The organism is Commensalibacter sp. ESL0382 (assembly GCF_009725775.1).
GTDB lineage: Bacteria > Pseudomonadota > Alphaproteobacteria > Acetobacterales > Acetobacteraceae > Commensalibacter > Commensalibacter melissae.
Genome location: NZ_WNII01000009.1, coordinates 33,978 through 55,811, shown reverse-complemented (window position 1 = coordinate 55,811; position 21,834 = coordinate 33,978). Strand labels below are relative to the sequence as shown.

Annotated in this window: 14 protein-coding genes and 1 pseudogene; 7 read left to right on the top strand and 8 right to left on the bottom strand. The window is 36.4% G+C overall.

Annotation, left to right across the window (positions count from 1 at the left end; all coding sequences use genetic code 11):
- The first annotated feature begins 133 nt into the window (after positions 1-133).
- Positions 134-1,369 carry a bifunctional glutamate N-acetyltransferase/amino-acid acetyltransferase ArgJ gene (gene argJ / locus GM552_RS03110; protein ID WP_155565234.1) on the top strand — a complete coding sequence of 412 codons (1,236 nt, stop codon included), beginning with the start codon at positions 134-136 and terminating at the stop codon, positions 1,367-1,369.
- Between the two features lie 35 nt (positions 1,370-1,404).
- Positions 1,405-2,610, top strand: a complete 1,206-nt coding sequence (gene rlmN, locus GM552_RS03105; RefSeq protein ID WP_155565233.1) for a 23S rRNA (adenine(2503)-C(2))-methyltransferase RlmN — start codon at positions 1,405-1,407, stop codon at positions 2,608-2,610.
- A gap of 285 nt (positions 2,611-2,895) precedes the next feature.
- Here the strand turns inward: rlmN and GM552_RS03100 are convergent.
- From GM552_RS03100 to GM552_RS03095, 3 genes and pseudogenes are all read right to left on the bottom strand, one after another.
- A pseudogene (locus GM552_RS03100) lies at positions 2,896-3,384 on the bottom strand (aldo/keto reductase).
- Complete coding sequence (locus GM552_RS08995; protein WP_255487941.1) at positions 3,372-3,731, bottom strand: aldo/keto reductase; 360 nt, start codon at positions 3,729-3,731, stop codon at positions 3,372-3,374. The pseudogene GM552_RS03100 and the gene GM552_RS08995 overlap by 13 nt, the downstream one beginning before the upstream one ends.
- A 77-nt stretch (positions 3,732-3,808) precedes the next feature.
- Positions 3,809-4,834, bottom strand: coding sequence for an aldo/keto reductase (locus tag GM552_RS03095; protein ID WP_155565232.1), 1,026 nt, complete (start codon positions 4,832-4,834; stop codon positions 3,809-3,811).
- A 187-nt stretch (positions 4,835-5,021) separates the two neighbouring features.
- Here GM552_RS03095 and GM552_RS03090 point away from each other — a divergent pair, with 187 nt between their 5' ends.
- Together GM552_RS03090 and GM552_RS03085 are read left to right on the top strand one after the other, a co-directional pair.
- Positions 5,022-5,933 carry an AraC family transcriptional regulator gene (locus GM552_RS03090; protein WP_155565231.1) on the top strand — a complete coding sequence of 304 codons (912 nt, stop codon included), beginning with the start codon at positions 5,022-5,024 and terminating at the stop codon, positions 5,931-5,933.
- 112 nt (positions 5,934-6,045) lie between these two features.
- Complete coding sequence (locus GM552_RS03085) at positions 6,046-6,765, top strand: GNAT family N-acetyltransferase (RefSeq protein ID WP_155565230.1); 720 nt, start codon at positions 6,046-6,048, stop codon at positions 6,763-6,765.
- A gap of 94 nt (positions 6,766-6,859) precedes the next feature.
- On the opposite strand, the gene GM552_RS03080 is transcribed toward GM552_RS03085, so the two are convergent.
- The 3 genes from GM552_RS03080 to GM552_RS03070 all read right to left on the bottom strand — a co-directional run bounded on the left by GM552_RS03080 (position 6,860) and on the right by GM552_RS03070 (position 11,387).
- Positions 6,860-9,505: a DEAD/DEAH box helicase family protein gene (locus GM552_RS03080; RefSeq protein WP_155565229.1), complete on the bottom strand. Its 2,646-nt coding sequence runs from the start codon at positions 9,503-9,505 to the stop codon at positions 6,860-6,862.
- A 10-nt stretch (positions 9,506-9,515) separates the two neighbouring features.
- Positions 9,516-9,776 (bottom strand): hypothetical protein, encoded by a 261-nt coding sequence (locus GM552_RS03075; protein WP_155565228.1) that lies wholly within the window; start codon positions 9,774-9,776, stop codon positions 9,516-9,518.
- Between the two features lie 216 nt (positions 9,777-9,992).
- Positions 9,993-11,387, bottom strand: a complete 1,395-nt coding sequence (locus tag GM552_RS03070; protein ID WP_155565227.1) for a site-specific DNA-methyltransferase — start codon at positions 11,385-11,387, stop codon at positions 9,993-9,995.
- A gap of 407 nt (positions 11,388-11,794) precedes the next feature.
- Here GM552_RS03070 and GM552_RS03065 point away from each other — a divergent pair, with 407 nt between their 5' ends.
- The 3 genes from GM552_RS03065 to dld all read left to right on the top strand — a co-directional run bounded on the left by GM552_RS03065 (position 11,795) and on the right by dld (position 15,294).
- A complete protein-coding gene (locus tag GM552_RS03065) occupies positions 11,795-12,676 on the top strand; it encodes a bestrophin family protein (RefSeq protein ID WP_155565226.1) in 882 nt (293 codons plus the stop codon).
- Between the two features lie 94 nt (positions 12,677-12,770).
- On the top strand, positions 12,771-13,358 hold the full coding sequence (locus GM552_RS03060) for a CarD family transcriptional regulator (RefSeq protein WP_122123352.1): 588 nt from the start codon (positions 12,771-12,773) through the stop codon (positions 13,356-13,358).
- Positions 13,359-13,563: 205 nt separating this feature from the next.
- Positions 13,564-15,294, top strand: coding sequence for a D-lactate dehydrogenase (gene dld, locus GM552_RS03055; protein ID WP_155565225.1), 1,731 nt, complete (start codon positions 13,564-13,566; stop codon positions 15,292-15,294).
- Positions 15,295-15,440: 146 nt separating this feature from the next.
- Here dld and GM552_RS03050 read toward each other — a convergent pair whose 3' ends face one another.
- Entirely contained in the window at positions 15,441-19,721 is a 4,281-nt protein-coding gene (locus GM552_RS03050; RefSeq protein WP_155565224.1) for a translocation/assembly module TamB domain-containing protein, read from the bottom strand.
- Positions 19,721-21,652 carry an autotransporter assembly complex family protein gene (locus GM552_RS03045; protein ID WP_155565223.1) on the bottom strand — a complete coding sequence of 644 codons (1,932 nt, stop codon included), beginning with the start codon at positions 21,650-21,652 and terminating at the stop codon, positions 19,721-19,723. The genes GM552_RS03050 and GM552_RS03045 overlap by 1 nt, the downstream gene beginning before the upstream one ends.
- Positions 21,653-21,834 lie beyond the last annotated feature (182 nt).

The window sequence follows — 21,834 nt, the reverse complement described above, 5'->3', positions numbered from 1 at the left end:
TTAAATCCTTTTTTCTTATAAAGAAAACTTGTAAAAAACATTTTCAGTAAAATATAAATATTTCATTATAACCGGATATGAATCAATCCTATCGTATCCATTATTTTGCTCCATTGTTGAAAAAGAGTCTACCATGTCGAGTTATCCTGTTTCTCCGCTTGCCGTAACCCTCCCTGAACTTTGCCCCGTTGCCGGTGTAAAACTTGCATCTGTTCAAGCAGGATTACGATATACTGGACGTCTTGATTTATCGTTAATGGAATTCGCTCCGAACACAACCGTCGCAGGAGTATTTACCAAAAACAAATGTCCAGGTGCACCTATCGATTGGTGCAGAAAAATTTTATCTCGCGGTAAAGCCAGGGGATTACTTGTCAATGCCGGTATTGCCAATGTATTTACGGGTCAGGCAGGTTTTGATGCAGTTAAATATTCAGCACAGGCAGCCGCAAAAACAATAAACTGCGCACCCGAAGAAATTTTTGTTGCCTCTACAGGGGTTATTGGCGAACAGCTTCCTTATCAAAAAATCATCAATTATCTTCCAGAACTTTATTCGAAATTGGCTTCTGATCAATGGAAGGAAACAGCTCAAGCAATCCTGACTACGGATACATTTGCCAAAGGCTTTTCCCTTAAAACAGATATTGACAATATTCCTGTCACTATTCAGGGAATCGCCAAGGGGAGCGGTATGATCGCACCTGATATGGCCACTATGCTTTGTTTTGTTACAACTGACGCAAAATTGCCCGCTACTGTCTTACAAAAATTATTAAATGAAAAAGTCAAAACAACCTTTAATTCAATAACAGTTGATTCCGATACATCAACCTCTGATACCCTTCTTTTATTTGCCACGGGTCAGACCCCCAATACCGAAATCAATGATATTGATGACCCAAGATTAAGCAATTTTTCAAATGCCTTAGAAAAATTGTTACAAGAATTGGCTCTTTTGGTTATTAGGGATGGTGAAGGCGTAACAAAACTGATTGAAATCAAGGTTGAAGGTGCCGTTAACAATGAATCAGCTTTTAAAATCGGACAATCAATCGGTAACTCCCCTCTTGTGAAAACAGCAATAACAGGTGAGGATGCCAATTGGGGACGTGTTGTAATGGCGGTAGGCAAAGCCGGCGAACCAGCCGACCGTGACCTTTTGTCAGTGGCAATAGATAATATTTGGGTTGCCAAACAAGGTGAGGTTTTATCAGATTATGACCAAGATAAAGTTAACAAGCATATGCAAGAACAAGTCATAAAAATTAAAGTCAACCTGAATCTGGGAGAGGGACACGCAAAAATTTGGAGCTGCAACCTAACACAAGGTTATATTGAAATTAACGGCTCTTATCTGCGTTCCTAATTTCTTTTATTTATTATCAATTGAATCGTTTCTTTATGAATACCCCTATTATCTCCGATTTTTCTGAAGAAGAAAAAAAAAGAATTCTAGCAAAGTCAGCACTTTTCAGTCCTCCGTCCTTGAAATTATCAGATGGAAGACAGGAACTTGTTGGACTTTCACGGGAAGAATTGGAAGAGGTCCTAATGGATATGGGGGAAAAATCCTTCCGCACGAAACAGTTATGGCACTGGATTTATCATAAAGGTGTTACCGATTTCTCTTTGATGAGTTCAATCAGTAAACCCTTGCAAGCCAAATTGGCAAAACATTGTGTGATCAGCCGACCGGAACTGGTTATGCAACAAACCTCAAAAGATGATACCCGCAAGTTTCTTTTTCGCTTCAGGGATAAACAAGAAGCTGAAACAGTTTATATTCCAGATCGTCGAGAAGATCGTGGTGCTGTCTGCATTTCCTCACAGGTCGGATGTACGTTGTCCTGCCGTTTTTGTCATACCGGCACGCAAAATCTGGTTCGAAATCTTGGTGCAACAGAAATCGTAGGTCAATTCATGGCGGCAAGGGATAGTTATAATGAATGGCCAACCCCGACCGCTGGAAGACCCCGTCTTCTATCAACCATAGTTCTGATGGGAATGGGCGAACCTCTTTATAATTATGACAATGTTGCCAAGGCAATGCGTATCGTTATGGATGATGAGGGAATTGGAATCTCTCGTCGCCGGATTACCTTGTCAACGTCCGGTGTAGTTCCCATGATGGATCAATGTGGAAGGGAACTGGCAATTAATCTAGCCATTTCCCTTCATGCTGTCAGGGATGATTTACGAAATGAGCTCGTTCCCTTAAATCGTAAATATCCTATAAAAGACGTTCTGGCAGCCTGCCGTCGATACCCTGCAGCAAGTAATTCACGTCGAATAACGTTTGAATACATTATGTTAAGGGGAATTAATGATAGTGAATCAGATGCACGTGAACTGGTGCATCTATTAAAGGGTATTCATGCCAAGGTTAATCTAATTCCATTTAATCCATGGCCAGGCAGTGATTACAAACCCTCCAAAACTGAACAGGTGCAAAAGTTTGCCGATATCATTATGCAGGCAGGTTATTCCTCGCCCATCCGCACCCCAAGAGGGCGTGATATTCTTGCAGCATGCGGACAATTACGCACTGAAAGCCAAAAAGCCAAAATTTCTAAAAATTTAAAACATAACGAAACAATTTCTGACTGACAACATTGTTTTAAAATCAAATAAAAATTGTGAAAATAATTTATTTAATCTTATTTTCACAATTTTTCGAAATAAATTAATTCACATGATTATATGAATTTATCATCAATAATTATAGACTTGAAAAATTTCTACCAGGCATAGGCTTCAGGTGCCTCACCCCCCATACCGGGCCAAATATCATTTAAAGTATGTATTATTTCATCTGACAATGCAATGGAAAGCCCTTCAATAGCATTATCCAGCTGTGTTTCAGTACGAGGTCCAATAATCGGTGCTGTGACATCAGGTTGATGTCTTAACCAGGCAAGGGCTAATATTTGCAGGAGTTATTTTAAGTTCAGCAGCAAGATTCTCATATTTTTCAAGTTGGTATCTTAATTTATCAATTATTTTCAGTTCCTGTTCTCTAAAACGTCGCTCGCCATTTTTCTGTTTCGAAAGGACACCCCCAAGCAATCCACCTGCCAATGGAGAATAGGGAATAAATCCAAGACCATGATATCGACAGGATGGAAGGACTTACAGCTCAACTGTACGTTCTGTCAGATTATAGGGGCTTTGCTCAGAAACCAGTCCGTAAAAATGACGTTCCTTGGCCAATCCCTGAGCTGTGGCTATTTGCCAACCAGCAAAATTACAACTTCCTATATATAAAACTTTTCCCTGTTGAACCAATAACTCCATTGCCTGCCATATTTCCTCCCATGGAGTTTCTCGATCAATATGATGCATTTGATAAAGATCAATATGATCAGTTTTTAAGCGTCGCAAACTGTCTTCACACGCTTTTCGAATATGATAAGCTGACAAATGCCGGCCTTCGGCCCAAAATCCATAGGCTGGTAAACTTTGGTAGCCAATACAACCTTGTCTCTCTGACCGCTCTTTTTAAGCCATCGTCCAATAATTTCTTCAGAAATGCCATATCCCCTAGGAATTTCTGGCCATTGTAATCCTCCATAAACATCTGCCGTATCAAAAAAATTAATTCCTGCATCAATTGCCTTATCCATAATCATGCAGCTTTCTTTTTCATCCGTGACATCACCAGAATTCATGGTTCCAAGACATAAATCACTTATCTTCAGACCTGTTCTTCCCAAAAATCGATATCTCATGATAGCTCAATCTTTTTGTTTGCAATTTTAAATATTTTTGATTTTGCAGATAATGCAATTCAAATGAATTGGAATATCTAAACCTTGGGCGGTGTAATCGTCATAGGTTCCTTTGACAATGGAGGAATAATTCCATTTACAGGATGCGGTACATAAGGTGCTTCAAGACTGTTTATTTCATTTTCTGTTAAAGAAAAATCAAGCGCCTTTATAGCCGTTGTCAAATGTTCAGCCTTTGTTACCCCAATAATAGGTGCCGTTACGTATTTTTTTGATAATAACCAGCCCAATGCGACATATGCACGAGGGACATGATGCAAGTTGGCAATCTTTGCGACAACCTCCACGACTTTTCGATCCTGCTGTTCTGCATCCTGATACATTTTCAAAGCAAAAGCATCATTTTGAGTACGTCGTGTAACTTCATCAAAATCACGAGTCAATCGTCCCCTTGCCATTGGACTCCAAGGAATGACACCAATACCTTGATCCGCACAAAAAGGCAACATTTCCCGTTCCTCTTCCCGATAAAGCAAATTATATTGAGGCTGCATGGAAACAAAACGTGTCCATCCATTTTGCCTTGCAATATGTTGCATTTTGGCAAAACGCCATGTTTCCATAGAGGATGCTCCAATATAGCGAACCTTTCCTGATTTCACGATATCATGCAAGGCCTCCATGGTTTCCTCGATCGGGGTTCCATGGTCAAAACGGTGAATTTGGTAAAGATCTACATAATCCATTTTTAATCGTGACAAACTGTCATCAATTGATTGAAAAAGAGCTTTACGCGATAGAAAACCTGTATTAGGCGAATTCCGCCAAGGGAAAAAAGCCTTGGTCGCCACCACAATTTCTTCTCGCCGTGCCATATCATTCAATGCTCGCCCCGTTATTTCCTCTGAACTGCCTCCAGAATAAATATTTGCCGTATCAAAAAAATTAATTCCCGCCTCAATGGCCTGTCTAAAAAAAGGGCGTGCAGCAGTTTCATCAATTGACCAGGCTTGTGGCAACCGGTTGGGTTCACCGAAACTCATGCATCCCAAATATAATCTCGATACTTTAAGACCTGTACGACCTAGATTTATATACTTCATTTTTTTATCTCAAATATGATATGAAAATTATCGAAAATCTTTTTTATTGTTTGATTTTCAAATAAATAATACGATAAAAAAAGCGTTGTATAATATCTTGATATTCCGTAATAATTACCTGATCCTGCAAATAATTTATGTTTAGTTATAAAATCTGAATAATCATCAATTTGTCTAATCCATTATAATGACACTCAATCAGTCTTCAGACAGTCAAACCGAATTATTTTATCAAAAAATAATCAATATTCTTGAACGACATGTAAAAACACCGGGTGCACATACCACCCTGATTAAAGATCTCAAACTTTTTAGAAAAGAGATACCTCGTCAAGCATGTGCCTGTTTTTATCAACCGAGTATCAGTTTGTTATGCCAGGGTACTAAACAGATAATCGTTGATAAAAATATCTTTCCATACGACAAACATCATTTGCTCATTACTTCTCTGGACATCCCTACGAACAGCCAAATAATGGAAGCATCCCCTATTAAACCCTGTTTTGGAATTTCCTTAAATTTGGAACGCAATATTATTGCAGAGTTAAGTACACAAATTGATCTTAGGAATTCAAACAAAACGAAATGTAGCAGTGTATCTATTTGCAGTGTTAATGTATCCTTTTTGGAACCCATGTACAGGCTTCTATCCTTAATGGATGAGCCCGAAACCATTCCAGTTCTTGCCCCGTTAGTCATCAGGGAAATTTACTATCGACTGCTAACCAGCGATGCCGCCCCAATTCTTTTACAGATTATAACAACTGGTAATACAGGATCTAATATCAGAAAAGCAATCGAATGGCTTAAACAAAATTATTCTCAACCCTTGAAAATAAGCCATCTTGCCAGTGCTGTTAACATGAGTCCCTCAAGCTTGCATCATCATTTCCGCCAACTAACCGGAAAAAGCCCGTTACAATATCAAAAATGGTTACGCGTTAATGAAGCAAAACGTCTGATGATCAATAATAATCTTAACGCTGCCACTGCTTCCTATCAGGTTGGTTATGAAAGTCCCTCACATTTTAGTCGTGATTACAAAGCCATATTTGGCAAGTCTCCCCAAAAAGATATAAAAAATTTTAATCAAATATAGTTTTTCATTCCAGAATGTCATTCTTTCGTATAGCTCCACTAAAAAATGCTTATTCAATTTCTAACAGTAATTTTGCCTGACTGGAATTATTCTCCTCATAGAAAGGTCCACGATGTCGATCCGTTTTAATGCTTATCAACAACCGATTGGTCAAGCTCTTCCTTCATGGAAAAAAGCAAAGCTTCCCAAAAAAGAAACAATCACGGGACAATATTGCCAGCTTGAACGCATAAATGTCAGACAACATGCTTTGCAACTTTATGATGCCTTTTTTAACGGTACTGATAAAGGGCTATGGACCTATCTTTTATCCGGTCCGTTTAATGATTTTAATGAATATCGGGAATGGCTACTTAAATTAGAAAATATCAAAGATCCATTTCATTATGCCATTCTTGACAAGAATTCCAATCAAGCAATCGGTTCAATTGCTCTCATGCGAATAGATCCAACAAATGGAGTGATAGAAATTGGTAGCGTTATTTTTTCTGGACGATTAAAAAAAACAACAATGGCCACGGAGGCAATCTATCTTTTAATGAAATATGCATTCGAGGAACTTGGTTATCGTCGTCTTGAATGGAAATGTGATACCTTAAATGCACCCTCTCGCGCTGCGGCATTACGCTACGGTTTCACATTCGAGGGAATATTCCGTCAAGCTTTGGTTATTCATGGCCGTAACCGGGATACAGCATGGTATTCAATTCTTGACCTTGAATTTCCAAAACTTTCCAAGGCATTTAATGACTGGCTTGATCCTGACAATTTTGATTCTGAAGGAATTCAGAAGAAATCCTTACAAAAATTGATGAATTATTATGTTAAATAAAAACATGTAATCAAATCAATACACAAACATACCGATTGTTAAAAAAAGACGATGAGTTGTAATTACCGTCTAATTACAAGATGTAATAATTATTTTAAATATGACTAAGATCTGAAACTTTCGTTACAACCTCATACCTAACATCATCCATAATTTTAAAATGTGCCTTGCCACATTTAATTTTCAATAGCTCACTTTTAGATAGTTTTGATAAATCAACAACATCATTTCCTGTATTTTTAGTCTCCACAACAAAATATATCTTTGCATCATTTTCAAACACTAATGCCCAATCAGGGTTATAATTTCCAATAGGCGTTTTTATTTTGAACCAATTTGGAAGTTTAAAATAATATTTAACTTGTTCACTAGTCTCACACTCTTTAGCAAACTGATTTTCTGTTTCTGAATCTAAAGGAACTATATTTTCATAAATGGTTTTGCCAGTATTTATGACCTGAAAAGAATTGTCATTCATATAGATTTCAAGTTCTTTACTATCAAACAGCTTCATTTCATATTCAGTAAGCCCAACTTTTTGATACCGAATACCATTTATCATTAATTCCTGCATTTCTCTAGAAATAACATCGCAAACCTTATCAAGAAAATCTTGAGGATTTTTGGAAATATCACCAATTCGTTCAGATTTTTTCAATATCTCTAAAATTGTTGTCCTCGTCAGTTGAGTTTTATTTTCAATATAAGCAAATATATCAGGAATATTTTTAGCAATTATTTGAGTTTTATTACGCTCACTTGCCAAATAATTAGTCTGGACACCTTCCTCATCAATATTCAAAGATACCTTTTCCATATAAAGAATAGGTTCTGTTATTTTAGGTAAAATTTTGATAGCTTCGACAACTTTGTCTATTAATTGATTGGTATCATAATGAACACGATAGGTTGTTTTATATTTAATCTTATTCCATATTGCTAAAAATAACGGGTCTGCCTGAAAATTTTTTTTATAAATAACCTTCGTTCTTTGTGCCCTATCTTTAATCCGGCCTTGAAAATTAACGCCACAATCTTCTTCAATCTCACTTTGTAAAGCTTTTGCGAAATCACCATAAGATTCATTGGCAATAACCGTCAGACGATTAATATTTTTACCCCGTATTCTTTTCCCATCTTTATCAACGGCCAATCTCAATCCTCGCCCTATTTCCTGGCGTTTCTTCATTTCAGAGGTTGTTTCATTCAGAGTACATATTTGAAAAACATTAGGATTGTCCCAACCTTCTCTTAATGCAGAATGAGAAAATATAAACCGTAACGGCTCGTTAATATCTAAAAGCTTCTCTTTGTCTTTCATAATCAAACTATAGGTATCATCATCATCTTTTGTATTTCCCTTGGTATCTTTTAATATTCCTTTTTTATCTTGGGAGAAATAACCATTATGCAATCGATCAAGTTCCTCATCTGAAATATCTTTTTTATAACATTCCTTGAATACCTCTCTATAAATTTCCTCAAACCAAAGTGCATACTTACCTTTTACTGCTTGATTCTCTTCATAGTCTCGATAATTAGATACTTTATCTATAAAAAATAAGGATAAGACCTTTATACCATCTTTGCTTAATTTGGCTTCTTTAGCCAAATGCTCTATGATCGTTTTTTTAATTTGGCATCTTTTAATAGCATCTTTTGCATCATTACCGTTTTCCTGCCCCTTATGGAGAGTATGACCATTAGAAAATGTAATGCTTTCATCTTGTGCATTCATCTCATTAAGAATGTATCCATCTTTATAAACTTCTCTGTGATTGGATAATTCGAATAAATCATCACCAACCTTTGCAGAAATGGTCTTTTTCTTTACACCAACCTTATCATTCACATGAATAGTAAGTTTAACAGAACAACTGGTTTTGGCTGTCTTAAAATCACCGACAAAAACATAAGCACCATTATAAGCTGCATCACTGTAAATGGAATCAACTTCAATTTGCTTAACCAATCCCAGGTCATAAGCTTTTACCGGATCAAGCTGATAGACACAATTATATTGATGCTTATGGGTTGCGGAATATCGTAGATGACATAAACCGTTTAAGCTTTTAATCGCTTCCTTCCGCTTTTCTGTCTCCATATTCTGAGGCTCATCAATAATCACGACAGGAGAGGTTGCCTGAATATATTCAATAAGCTTATGACCTGTTTCATTGATTTTATTGATAACATTCTGATCTTTAGCAAATGAATCAATGTTCATAACGATGATTTCTATATTATTTCCTTGGGCAAAATTTTTGATATCAACAGGTCGCTTACTATTATAAATAGTATAATTCAGAGGCTCTCTTGCATAAATATTCTGGAAATGTTCACGTGTTATTTCAAGACTTTTCTGAACGCCTTCACGAATAGCTATAGAAGGTACAACAATAATGAATTTACTAAACCCATAGTGGGCATTGAGTTCATATATCGTTCTTAAATAAACATAGGTCTTTCCTGTGCCTGTTTCCATTTCCACAGAAAAGTCCATACTGTCTAACGACCGAGATTTTGCAACACCATTCTTTTCTTGAATTTCCTGTAAATTTTGAAAGATTTGTGCTTGATCAATATCCAAATTATTTTTTACCGGATTAATTGGATCATTATTTCCATTTGAATATAGGTTAAACCATGCTGTATGCTTAGATTGCCCTTTAAACAACTCAACCACAGCAGATATCGCATCTTTTTGATACTCTAGATTTGATTCAAATTCTAACTTCATAACCACACCCTTAGATTGTTTCGAACTTGATATCTGCATCTTGCATTTGTAATGCGGTATTTGTCTTTAATTGATCGTTATTCTTGAAAAGTTTATCCAGGGCAATAACCTTATTGGGATTTTCTTGAAGAACACTCTCAATAACATCTTCATTCACCTCTTCAAGAAGCAAAACGAGGATGTTTTCATCATGATTTTCTTGGTCGGATATAGAATAGATATGATTATGATGCTTGATATGACTATTTAAATCCTTGCCATTTTTAAGCATTAATTCATAAACGATATTTTCTGTTGAAGCATCTTCCGCAATGGGATCAACGTGAAGATCTAATTGTTCATCAAGTTTTTCACTGGATATATCGGTTCGCCATTCTCTAAAGTTGCTATCAGAAACTTTTAAGACTTTGAATCCAATATCAAGCTGATCAATATTTTCTTTATCCTTATTGTCTTCCTTGATCTTTTTACCAGCCCTTCGAATACGTTACTTGGCAATATCAGCAATGGTCTTATATCCAGCTTTAAAGGCCTCTGACTTTTCATCACATATTTCTGGTAATTGAATAGAGATACATTTGCGATGACCGTTATCCTCAGCATTCAATTGCATCACCGCATGTGCTGTTGTTCCTGATCCTGCAAAAAAGTCAAGAATGATAGAATCTGTATCAAAAGCATTTATTCTAATCAAATGCTCTATTAACTCAACAGGTTTAGGATTATTAAATATACTTTTACCGCTCAAAACTTTTGCTAATAAACTCTTACCTTTACTATTTGCAATCTCATTTAATATCATAGAACGAGGAACCTTTTTTCTTATTTCTCCATTTTCATTTTTTTCATATAATTTATATTCAACTATCCACTTGTGATCTTTATTTTTTTTAATGAGAATTTTATTCTTTTTATAAGCGTCTAAAAATAAATCCTGTTCCCACCTCCATTCTCCGAAGATTGTGGAGTTATCTGGGCATTTAATTAAATATTGTAATCCAGGTCTAGGATCATCAGGTCTCATTCTGTTAAAAGATTTTGTTTTATAAAAACCTAATTTATCAAAATATTCATCTTGTAATTTGAATTCTTTTTTTTCTTTACTAGTTAAAGATAGTCTAAAATTATTTATTTTTGAAATATTTTTAACACAACACAAAATATACTCATGATCCAAAGCAAAAAATTTCGCATCATTCCCTCCTCCACTATGTCTTTTCCATATTATTTGCTGCAGAAAATTTTCCTCTCCAAATATTTCATTCATCAACAGGCGTAAATTATGAACCTCATTATCATCGATAGAAATGAAAATAACGCCATCTTCTCTCAGTAAGTTCTTGGCGAGATATAATCGTGGCATCATCATATTAAGCCAATTACTATGATATTGTCCGTTCTCTTTCCTGTTTTTCTTAAAAATAGAATTTTGTATTAAATATCCATCCTCGTCTTTATCCCCCACATTTTTTTGATAGTCCTCAAGGTTTTCTTTGAAACGGTCCGGGTAAATAAAAGAGTCATTACCCGTGTTATACGGAGGATCAATATAAATCATCTTAACTTTGCCAAAATAGCTTTTTTGGAGTATTTTCAAGGCTTCTAGGTTATCGCCCTCAATGAATAAATTCTCTGTCTTATCAAAATCAACGGATTCATTTTTGTCTGGGGAGAGTGTTTTAGATGTCGGTTCTTGCAATACTTTATAAGCATTACTCTTACCCGCCCAATTCAAAACATAACGTTCATTTGCAATATTAATATCTTCTCCCAAAGATAATTTTAGCTTTTCCCAATCAACCCTACCTTCCGTAAAAACCTCTGGCAGCAATTGTTTTAGTTGTTCTAATTTTTCTTGTTGCGGAGACAAAGAATTCTTCATTTAAATAATTAACCCTTTAATAAAAAATCTTCTTATGAATGGAGAATTTTTTAAACAAACTTGATTGTATACTAATTTTTTTACTACAATATATATCCGGTTTGAATTCTACATACAAAAATAGTTTAATTTAGCATCAAAACACAAATTAAACATGTTTTAGTATTATAATTATACAGATTTAAAATCAGCATAATTTTATAAGATAATTTGAATCAATTCAAAATGTTTATACTCGTTTTTTGTCTAGTTTTTGGTGATTTTATGCGCTTGAAAGTAAATCAGCTATTTTTTTAATCTTATCAATTTTTAAAGAAAAAATACAATCAACAAAAATAAACCATAGTTTTCCATTAATTTATTTAATAAAATCAATAACTATCCATTATAATGATGAAAATTAAACTATGATTGTAAACCCGAAACGTGGACTTCTTTTTCTTATACAGACAAGTTTTAAACCTTTACTCATTTTATTTATTTGGGACATGCTAGTCGTCATTGGATATAAGATTTTTAATCTACACTGGTTTGATCAATCCGCATTACCAACCGCCCTGATTGGATCTGTGCTCGTCCTTTTTATGAATTTCAGAAACAATACGGCATATAATCGATGGTGGGAGGCACGTATACATTGGGGGTCAGTCACAAATAACTGTCGATCATTTGCCAGGCAATGCATGAGTATTCTCGATAGCAAACCCGAGCTTATATATGCCATGGCCGGATATGCATACAGTCTATCCTATCATTTAAGAGGTAAAAATTCCTTGACCAGCTATAATGTTAAAAAAATATTGCCCCATTCCATTCAAACCTATATTAAAAATCAGCGCAACCAGCCTAATGGCATTCTCGTTCAGATCGGCTATATGGTAACCCAGGAAAGTCGCCAAAAAAACATTGACGGCGCCCTTCACTCTCAAATCGACAGAATTTTATCTGACTTGGCCAATGCTCAAGGAGCCTTGGAAAGAATTAAAAATACACCCTTATCAATCCAGTTTTCCACCCTGCCCCGTTTACTAAGTGAAGTTATCTGCATCATTCTTCCTTTTTCAATGGTGGATACACTTGGGTGGATCACACCATTAGGATCCGCACTTGTGGGTTTCTTATTTTTGGCTCTGGACCGAATTGGAAATGATTTGCAAGATCCCTTTGATGAAAGTCCGCATTCCTTGCCCATGTTAACAATGTCACGCAGCATCGAGATCGATTTGCTTGAACAAATCAATCAATCTTCTCAACGCCCTATTCCTTCCATTAACGGAATTCAATGGTAAATTAAAATAAAATACCTATATATACACATTATATAAAATTTTTTTTCTAAAATATCAAATGACAATTTATCCTGAATATGGTATAGTATATTAAATGAGTGTATTGAAAAATTCTTCCAAAGGTGGTGTAACCGACGAAATGGCTCAAGCAGCCGTCGCAGAAACCGCCGCACAACAATCCAATAGTAAAACCTCTTTTCCTTTTCAAGAAGGCGATGCCATTGTCTATGCTGCACATGGTGTAGGCCGAATTGATCGTATTGGCGTGGAAGAGATTGCAGGCACGAAACTGGAAATGATCCAGATCTCTTTTCCAGATAATCAGATGACCCTGCGTATCCCTTTAGATAAAGCAAAAAAAGCTGGATTACGCAAAATTGCTTCCCGTGAAATTGTCGGAAAAGCCATGTCAATTATCAAAAGCAAGCCGCAAACCAGCAAAGGTATGTGGGCAAGACGGGCTTTGGTTTACCAGGAAAAAATCAATTCTGGTGATCTGATGCAGATTGCTGAAGTTTTAAGGGATCTACGCAGAAACGCTGACAGTCTTGATGGCAGTTTTAGCGAAAGAAAACTATTTGAAGCGGCTCAAGACCGTTTTGTAACCGAGGTGGCCGTTTTGGAATCAAAAAAACCAGAAGACGTTCTCAACGAATTAACAAACGTGATGAAAACAGCTTAGAATTTATCAATTGATCATTACAATTACAACGAAAGGAGAGTTGCTCTCCTTTTTTTCATGTCTTTATTTATAATAAATGAATATATAATGACATTTTGTTATCCTTTACAATTGATATTAAACGAGTATGATAAAAGGCTTGTTAACTATTTATAAAGATTATTAGAACCTGAATAATTTTTAGATTGTCAAAAGCGTATACAAAATGTTTTTTCAAAAAAAATCGATTTCTGCCTCTCATAATACATCCAATCAAAATTTGATTGCTCAATTAACAAAAATATCTGGAAGCAGAAACGTTATAACTGACCCATCCAAAATGGGATTATATTGTAATGGTTTTCGATATGGATCTGGGAAAGCAATAGCAATTGTAACGCCAGAGCATATTCTGGATCAGTGGAATGTTGTCAAGTCCTGTATAGAATCAAATGTAATAATTATCATGCAGGCCGCCAATACTGGACTGACCGGTGGATCTACCCCCGATGGCAATGATTATGATCGTGACATTGTCATTATTAACACCATGAAAATGAAAAAAATTTATGTGATTAATAATGGTGAACAGGTAATATGTCTTCCCGGGGCGACTTTAAATGAACTTGAACAAAAATTAAGGCCCTATCATCGTGATCCTCATTCTGTAATCGGATCATCATGCATCGGTGCTTCAGTTCTTGGAGGAATAAGCAATAATTCTGGTGGGGCATTAGTACAGCGAGGCCCCGCCTATACCGAGATGGCCCTTTATGCCCAATGTAATAAAGATGGTAAATTAGAACTTGTTAATCATCTTGGCGTTGAGTTGGGAAACACACCTGAGGAAATCCTGAGACGACTTGATCACGGTAATTTCGATCATGAATTGATAAAACAATCTGATAAATGCTGTTCAGACCATCATTATAGGGATCATGTCTGCGAAGTTGATGCCCCTACACCCGCCCGTTATAATGCCGATCCCAATCATTTATATGAAGCCTCTGGATGTGCCGGTAAACTCTCAATTTTTGCTGTACGCCTTGATACATTTCCACAGGAAAAGGAAACAAGAGTTTTTTATATCGGTACAAACGATCCAAATGATCTTACCAATATTCGATATAATATGCTCAGCAAGAAAATAGTTCCCATATCCGGTGAGTATATCCATCAAGATGCTTACAATATTGCCGCTATTTACGGAAAAGATACATTCATTTTTATAAATTATCTGGGTACTGCACATATTCCACAATTATTCTCCCTGAAAAACAAATTTGATTTTATTACAAATAAAATCCCGTTTTTCCCAAAACATTTCAGTGATAAGGCAATGCAGTTTTTTAGTAAATTATTTCCCCAGCATTTGCCGGAACGAATGAACGAATATGCAAAAAAATATGAACATCATTTGCTATTGAAAGTGGGCAAAGAAGAAATTGAACCTGTTCGTTCCCATTTAAAATCTTATTTTAAGGAAAAAACATTGGGAAGCTTTTTTGAATGCAATACCGAAGAAGGTCGCAAAGCATTCCTGCATCGCTTTGCTGTGGCAGGGGCTGCTGTTCGTTACAGGAATGTCCATACGGATACGGTTGAAAATATTCTGGCCATTGATGTTGCCCTACGTCGTAATGATAAAGAATGGGTGGAACATTTGCCTGAAGAAATAGAAGAACCAATTCTCCATAAATTATATTACGGTCATTTCTTTTGTCACGTTTTTCATCAGGATTATATTATTCAAAAAGGATATGATGTATTTGCACTTGAAGAAAAAATGTTGAGAATTCTTGATCAAAGAGGAGCGGAATATCCCGCTGAACATAATGTCGGTCATCTTTATTCAGCTAAAGATCCTTTGAAGAATTTTTACAAAGATCTTGATCCTTGCAATGCTTTCAATCCTGGCATTGGAAAAACTAGCAAATTAAAAAACTGGAAAGAATAACAGCTTTAAGAAAAAAAGACGCTTGAATAATAATACCGTTTCAAAACATATTCAAATCGTCTTCTTTTTAATGTTAAATAAGCGAATTCCTGATTGGTTGTATAAATTATTGATATCAAATTAAAATTTATATTTTCTGATTTGCCTTAATAATCAAATTCATAAAGCAATCCCACGTTACTACCTGGATCATTATCTGGGGTAACAAATCTTGAATTGTCTTTTCCCGTTCCAACCGCTGCAGTAGCTTTCAAGTGTTTGGTGATATCAATCTGCATCTCGGCCTGTGTACCTGCATTGCCTGTAGATTGTTTGGCACCAATATAGACACCTTTTGCCACATACTTCCCTGCAGCAACACTTGCCCCATTATTGGAGCCTCCATTTTCATTGCTACGACTCCCTCCTCCTAAAGAAAGTCGATCCAATCCAAGGCTTTTTCTCACGGTACCCAAGGGATCAATCCCTGCACTTTGTCCTCCCAACGTTGCCAATGCCAATCCTATTTCTGCCATTTGGGTTGCCGAAAGACTTTGTGAATCAACACCAAATAATAGAATGGCTAGAACCCTGTCTTGTGACAATGGAGGAGAAGAGGTTAACGTGATTTTGGGTGAACTTGCAAAACCTGTAATCAATAATCTGGCCGTGTTTCCTTCAACCGTTTTTTTTACCTCAAAATCCAGAGAGGGATCAATCTTGCGATCTACATTACTTCCCTGAAACCCGATCACACCCCTTGTGAAATCCAATGATATTCCTGAAAGATCAATATGACCGTTTTGCATCTTCATTCCCCCCGCAACTGAAGGCGCATCAGCTGTTCCAGTGATATGCAATGCGCCTGCCATATCTGTAAACAGTCCGAAACCTTGAACCAAGATTTGACCGGCAGATTTAATGGTTAAATCCAAACCGATAATGGGTCCTGGAAGATTTGGCCTGCTTTCTGTTTCAATCTTGTCACCTGGACGAATTACTTTTAATGGAACAACAGAACTTGAAATAGAATGCGGTATATTAATCTCGGCATGTTTGATCCGAATTATTCCCTTCATATCAATTTTTGATTTTGCCATTCCACTAACATCGATATCGCCATCAAGAATGGCTGTTAACAAATCACTAACCAATGGACGGGCATTTTTCATATTCATATGCAAGCTTACCGGAATACCCGGTTGAAAAACTCCAATTTGTCCATTGGCATATATATCCCCATGTCCCGCCTTGGCAGTAAGTGATTCAAGGGTTATATGATCTTTTTTCCCAACAAGCTTTGCCTGTATATCCTGAATACTTGTCCCTTGTGCGTAATCTCTAAAACTTCCTTTGAAAAGCTTTACAGTTCCATTAACAATCGGTTCCATAAAACTACCCGCAATTTGCATGGCAAGATTGATATTGCCCTTGACTTGCTGACCATAGGCACCCGCAATCGCATTTCCCAATCCCAAATCAATTTTCCCTTCGAGATTCAAATCCATCTTACCATTTGAATTTAAAGGTATTAAACCATTCATACTCAAATCAAATTTCTTTCCCATCTGTAAATGCGTATGCGTTTGGGCATTTTTACCCATCAAATTTGTCCGAGAAATCAATTGTGCAACAGGTAGAGAGGCGGCTTCTCCTGTAAGCATTTTAATATTCGTTGCATTAATTTGAATTGAACCTGTGGGTTTTTCCAACGTCCCTTTTAACCTGGCCTGGGCATTTAAGATTCCATTCGCCTGTAACTGAGGTAAAAAAGGTTTTAAAATGGCAGGAGTCACATTTTGAATACTAGCATTCAAATTTAATGCTGGCATAATTACTCCAGCCAAATCGATAATGGCCAAGGGCGCATTTGGAGGAGCCAAGGTTAAACGAAAATGATCTATGGCTATTTTCTCCCCAAAATCCACCTTGGCTGGAGCAGTCAGGTGTATATTTTCACCTTTTGCCAATGCATTTAGTTTTTGCAAAAAAACATTTTTTTTCTTCAAATCCAACAGTAGTGCCGTATCAAATGCACCTTTACTTTGCATTAACGAAGGAAAATCAGCATTTGCCATTACTTTCAAGTTATCGATAAAACCATTGGCACTTAACCGGATATTACCTTTTGCCTGTGGAAGCTGAAAATCCGAAATTTGCGCCTTTAAATTGATTAAGGGCTTCTCTAATGGATGATCAATATAACCCGTTAAAAGCAAATTATTGAACCTGTAATTTGGCATATTCACTTTGCTGCTTGCATTAACGAATAATTTTTGGTTTGTATGCGGTGAGGAATGGATTTGTAAGGCAAGATTGCCCTCAATATTCTGTCGAACCAGTTTTTTAAAATCGGCCAGTCGAGTTATTTTTATATCAAGGTTACCATTAGGAATTATATTTTTACCGGAAATACTAAAATCAGCGAGACCATTCAAGGATCGCCAATTCAATTTTCTTAAATTAAAATAATAATTATCAGTATTTTTCTTTTGACTTGCCAACAGTTCCATTTCTATCGGTGAACGGTCAAGATTTCCATTCAAGGATACCAAAAGCGTTGGTAGCGCAAATAAATGATTCAGCTCAGCCTTCATTTTTAAATCGCTTGGCGCTATTACATAATCTCTTTTTGATGATGTTTGAAATTTAGTAGCCATTTCAAATCTCAAACCCAGATCTTCCAGAGATCCATCAGCTTTTAAAACCGCCTTTCCCTGACCCGTCAATAACGGGGAAAGTGCCATAAGATTATCTATATTAAGATTAACAACCGCCCTGACCTGTTGATCCAATAAATGTCCATTACCTTGAATTGATAAATTTTGACCTGATATTGTCAAATTATCCAAATAGATATCAGGTTTTTCTTTATGGAAAATACGTGCATGAATACCAAGATGTCCCTTGGATCCAACCATATTTACCATTGCAGGTAATCCTTGATTAACCTGTATGGGACCATCCAAATCAAATACAATTGGATTATCTGCATGCTCTGGCATTGTAAAAGCAAGATTGAATACTGATTGACCTCCCAACCTAACACCTGTCAATTCGGCTATATCACTTAAATGTGGTAGAGCCAGATCAATCGATCCTTTTAAGACAGGGTGAAAAAAGATATGTCCCACAGCCTTCACAAGGTCATGTTGAACTCGAAAATCAATTGATTGTTCAGGTTCATTTATTCCATATACAGCATCAGCTATAATTGGGACTTTGGCAAACATCATTGGATGTTTTCCGGGAACACGCAACCCCTCTGCAATTAAATGTATATGAGCTCTATCGATTTGCCTTGAATTTATGGCTTGCAAATCATCATTTTGCTCTCCCGAAAAAGAAACAATAAGATTATTCAAAAACGTTTTACCAGCCGCTAGATTGACCAGTTTGAATTTTCCCTGACCGATTGGTTTTGTCAATAATCCAGTCAATCTGGCATCTAGATCCCATCCATCCCAATGAATTTGCGGATTCAAGGTCACTGCTGGAGAATGACCGGATAAATCAACATTCATTTTTGAATGATTAAGGTCAATATGTCCATTTTCCCTTAAATACGTCTGATTTGATTTCAGTTCCATTTTTGTATTCAATGAATCAAACGGTCCATCAAGCGACAAATTAAATGATAAGGGAGTTAATTGATCGGACTTTAATAAACGTTCAAGAATTCCATCTGGATTGGATTTTGCCAAAAAAGTTAACTGTCCTTTTGAAACCTGATGATTTTTAACTGTTAACTTCAAGAAAAGATTTGTTGATTTATTAAGTTCTTCACCATCAAGCTCCAGATTTGTGTCAGGCAATGCATTCAGTTTAAATTCATCTAGAAAGAATAATATATTAGAAGTCGATAGTTTTCCGTTAACCTTTAAATCTAACGTTTTTGAAAAAATTGTCTGAGCAAGATGCAATTTATTAATTTGTAAATGGTTAATCGAGGCAGATAACCATAAAAATGACAAATCGGATGATGTGGAATATGATGCGTCTGGTGATTGTGTGGATTTTGGTAAATCCTCAATATCAATTTCTTCAGCCAAAAGACTTTGAATAAATAATTTTTTATACAGTAATTCAAAAAAAGACCAATCAAGTTTGACTTTTTTTAATATTAACCACGGTTTATCCGTTGATGGCAATTTTTTCAACGTGATTTCTTCAACAATCAGATGATTAGGAAAATTCCCGTGAATTCCCTTAACATTTATGGAATGATCGGTCCAAACATCAATTTTATCTGAAAGAAATTCTTTTCCACTCTGCGTATTAAGATAAATGAATAATGCAAAAACCATAGCTACAAGCAATATGAGTATGCTTGCCAGAAACCATAATATACCCTTGATTATAGAATATTTGACTTTTCTAACCTTTATATTCCTTGATACTTTGTCGATGGATTGCTTCTTTTCAGGTTCCTTACTAGATTGAGACATTAGAAGGTTTCCCCCAAACCTATATAAACTTCGAACCGATCTCCTCGATATGGTCGCTTAACGGGTACTGCGATATCTAAACGTATGGGCCCCATGGGCGTATAATATCGAAATCCACCACCAACACCTACCTGAACCTTCCCCTCAAAAGGCATACTGTCACTGCTGACCTGACCGGCATCAATAAAGGCTTGGGCACCAAATTGTCCAAGTATTCTTTGCCGGAATTCAGCCGTTCCCGTATCCATTGCCTTTCCCCCTTTTGCATATTTACTCCCCTTAAATTGAGGACCGACACCCTGGAAACGGAATCCTCTTACAGTTGAAGTACCTCCTGCGTATAAACGTTGGTCAGGGGGAAGATTCATTCGTGAGGCCCCTTGAATACTGCCAATGTTTCCACGAAATGCAAAAATTGAACGACCAGGTTTCGTTAATCCCAGATGCGTTAAATCAAAATAGGTAGAGGCTGTTCCTTGCATGATTGCAAAAAATATAGTCTTGTCTCCAAAAGATTCCGTCGGCGTTATAGATACAGACGCTTTCATTCCGTGATCTGGAGACATCATTGGATTGACCAAGTCTGTTCCATCATATGCCGCACCCAGTGGAAGGTTGATCATGGTATAATTGTTTCTTTCACCTCGCTGAATAATATGTTCTTGTATTCCACCCAAATAAGCTGACATGCTCCAGCGTTTACCAAATTTTCTTGTCATTCCAACCTTTGCAAGAAACGCTGTTTGATTATACGAGTACAGCTTCTGTTTTACAGCTTCAATACGTGCATTAAAATCCTGGTTACGATGTCCAAAATCAGGTTTGGTAAAATCCGCATACACATCATATCCCAGTCCCCGTTGGGCTGTTCCTGCTATACCCGTCGCTATGGCTGCCAATTTTAACTGTTCGGCATTACCAAATATGTTATGATGCGTCCATTTTGCACCTAACCTTCCCCCAAGATCCGTCGAATATCCCGCTTCAACACTTACGGTTCTTCGTTTAGCCTCTTTAAAGGTTATGGTTAATGGTATTCGACCCGATTGATCAACATGATCTGCAACGTGCATATCAATACTCGAAAAAACACCAGTTGAAGAAAGATCCATGCGTGCGTTTTCAATAGTTGAGGGTTGATATAACTGTCCAGCATGCAATAACAACCGGCGACGAATATATTTCGCGTTGACCTTTTTCAAACCCTTGAAATCGATATCACCTATGTCCACTACAGGACCCATATTCATATCAAAAACAACATTCAAGGTTTTATTGTCTGGATGCAGATAGGCAACGGGCTCTCCCATTTTAGCCAAGGCATGTCCCTCTTCCTGCAACCCCTTGATCAGTTTGTCCCGAGCGGCAACGATATCAGCGGAAACGGCAGGATCACCAATTTTCAATCCGAATTCCCTTTGCTGCCTAGCTGATAACTGGATGATTTCATTTTTTTGTAAGTTCTTGAACTCTAACTGACCTATGCGATATTGGGATCCCTTTTGGATATGAACAATAATGATAACATCCTGCTGGACAGGCACTTTATCAATAAAATTTGGTAAATCCGTACTTGCACCATCAATTATTCCATTGGCAATGATATCTTTTTCATGTTTGAATATATCATCGGATTGCTCTCTTTTATTCAATTTTACATTTTTTTGATTATGTAACGCAGCCGCAGTTCCAACCTTGATACTGATTTTCGCATCATAATATCCGAAACTGTCCATAGCATTTTTAAAACGGACATAATCACTTTTAATTCGACCAGCCAACGCAAACGCATTTACAGCATTTGTTTTTTGTAAAGTAACCAAATTGGATGTGTTTGACAAAACTTTATCAATTGTCTCATTTCCTATTGAATATATTTTCACTCTATAATATTGAGGATCTGCAGCCACTCCCTGCTTAAAACAGCTCAAAATAAATAACACTATAAATATGAAATAATCACGAATGCCTAATTTTCTATTATCACCTTTATATTGTATGGATTTTTCGTTTTCAAACCAAAACAAAAAAGATGACAAAACGCATATTCCCTATAGTATACTGAATAAAAATTGGATTTTATAAAAAGTATTTTCTTTTATAAAAATTAAAG